The sequence below is a fragment of the Acinetobacter sp. YH12021 genome (assembly GCF_013420145.1).
GTDB classification, from domain to species: Bacteria; Pseudomonadota; Gammaproteobacteria; order Pseudomonadales; family Moraxellaceae; genus Acinetobacter; species Acinetobacter towneri.
Genome location: NZ_VOYT01000060.1, coordinates 1 through 2,043, shown reverse-complemented (window position 1 = coordinate 2,043; position 2,043 = coordinate 1). Strand labels below are relative to the sequence as shown.

Annotated in this window: 2 protein-coding genes; one reads left to right on the top strand and one right to left on the bottom strand. The window is 31.9% G+C overall.

The annotated features are described in order from the left end of the window. The first annotated feature begins 328 nt into the window (after window positions 1-328). Window positions 329-1,117, top strand: coding sequence for an aminoglycoside adenylyltransferase domain-containing protein (locus FTT91_RS14440; RefSeq protein ID WP_038350081.1), 789 nt, complete (start codon window positions 329-331; stop codon window positions 1,115-1,117). Window positions 1,118-1,243: 126 nt separating this feature from the next. Here FTT91_RS14440 and FTT91_RS14435 read toward each other — a convergent pair whose 3' ends face one another. Next, a complete protein-coding gene (locus tag FTT91_RS14435) occupies window positions 1,244-1,702 on the bottom strand; it encodes a DUF523 domain-containing protein (RefSeq protein WP_077170035.1) in 459 nt (152 codons plus the stop codon). Window positions 1,703-2,043: the final 341 nt, after the last annotated feature.

The following is a 2,043-nucleotide window of genomic DNA, read 5'->3' as shown; positions in this document are numbered from 1 at the left end:
AAAGTCGTTTGAATGATTTCTTCTTGGTCTACGTGCCATAAAATACTCCATATATTGATGTTTATAACATCATTTGAGGAGCAGAGTATCACTTATAGGAGTTGTTCAAATTTCCGGATCCATCTCTAAGTGAGGAGGAAATGACTCTTACTATTCAGATGTTGTTTCAAGCTTTTTTTGATTGATAGAGTTTTATGTATTAAACTCTATATTGAAAGTAAATATATTGTAAAAATAGTATGTTATTTACTAATTGATTAAATTATTTACACTTATTCTGTATAATGCTCTATGAATTCATTACTTATTTTTTTAAATTAAAAATCATATGCAAAGCTTAAATGATGAAGAGTGTCGCCAAGTTGAAAGTGTAAAACAGCTTTTACAAAAAAATTTTAAAGATAAGCTTTATGCTATTTATTTATATGGTTCGTATGTTGATGGTGGTTTAAAACATAAAAGTGATCTTGATATTTTAGTTATTATTGAACGTGAAATTACCGATCAGGAAAGAAAACAATTAGCGCAGAATTTTCTAAATATATCTGTTCCGATTGGTCATGCTACAGCGCGTGCCTTAGAAATTACGATATTAGAAAAAGGGAGTATTACCAATAAAAATCATCCATATACATATCAGCTACAATATGGCGAGTGGTTGAGAGAAGAATTACTCAAAGGTGAATTACTTTATAGTCAATCTGATCCAGATATTAGTATTTTACTTAAAACTGCCCAATTACATAACATTACTATCTTTGGACCTGATATTTGCGATTGGTTAAATCCAATTAGCTATGAACAATTAATATTTGCCATGCAAAAAACTTATCCACAAATTATTGCTCATTGGAAAGACGATCAGGATGAATGTAATCAAATTTTAGCGCTATGCCGTATAGCTTATACATTAGATCATAAAACAATAGTTGCCAAGGATGTTGCTGCGACATGGTTTTTAGAATTCTTAAGTCAGATAGATCAAGACATTTTGCAACTCATAATAGATGAATATATTGGGCAAGGTCATGAGCAATGTTGGTTAGTTTTACATGATCAGCTTGCTAAAATTGTTAAAGAATTACAGCATAAAATTGAACCACTACTTTTTAACTGATGTGGAAGTAATGGATATGCTTCTTAGATTATTACCTCACTATATCTCTAAATACCGAAGAGACTTGATATTGCAAAGGGGGGCGTGGTTGGAGTTGCATGAAGATTTTAAATAAAAGCGGAGGAACTAGGGTAAAAGTTGCCAAAAAGTTTCTTCTGAAATGACTTTTATATTATGACGTTTAAGCAAAGCGGAGGTAACTCCATTGCCATAGATCTTATTCCCATTAAATTGACCATCGTAAATCATTGAACTACCACATGAAGGGCTATTTTCTTTAAGCACTACCAGAGTAGCTTTTAATAATTGAACTTTTTTTAAAGTTCTATATGCCCCTTCAATATAGATTGAAGTCACATCCTTTCCTGATTTTTCAATTACACAGGCTTTTCCATCTAAGACATCATCGCCATTACCTCCCGAAATCTCGGCAGGTTCGCGTGGTGTTGATAAACCGCCAAGAATCTCTGGACATACCATAGTAGCTTTTCCATCTTTGACTAATTTTTCGATTTTTTCGTTTAAGCTATGCGTCCCGTTATAACGTACCTTTAAGCCAGCCAGACAAGAACTTACTAAAATCATATTTCCTCTATGAAAAAGATATGTATCGATTTGCTATTTAGCCAGTACCTATTATTTTTTAAAATTAATAGGTTAGTGCTATGGATAAAACAAGAATTTAAATATGATCAATGCAAAGTGAGTTATTTTTTTTCTAACCCACAAAGCTTATAGATTAGTTTGATCCTTTTTGTTTAGAAAATTTATCAACAGTGATGTGTGCTGAATTAGCAGGAGACTTTCACTTGGGAGATTCTAGGCAGCTAACCGATAAAAGTCTTCTGCCATTTGATTTGGTGTCTTAAAATCCAAGCCTTTTTGAATTCTTCGCTGATTATAAAATAACTCTATATATTTTGTAA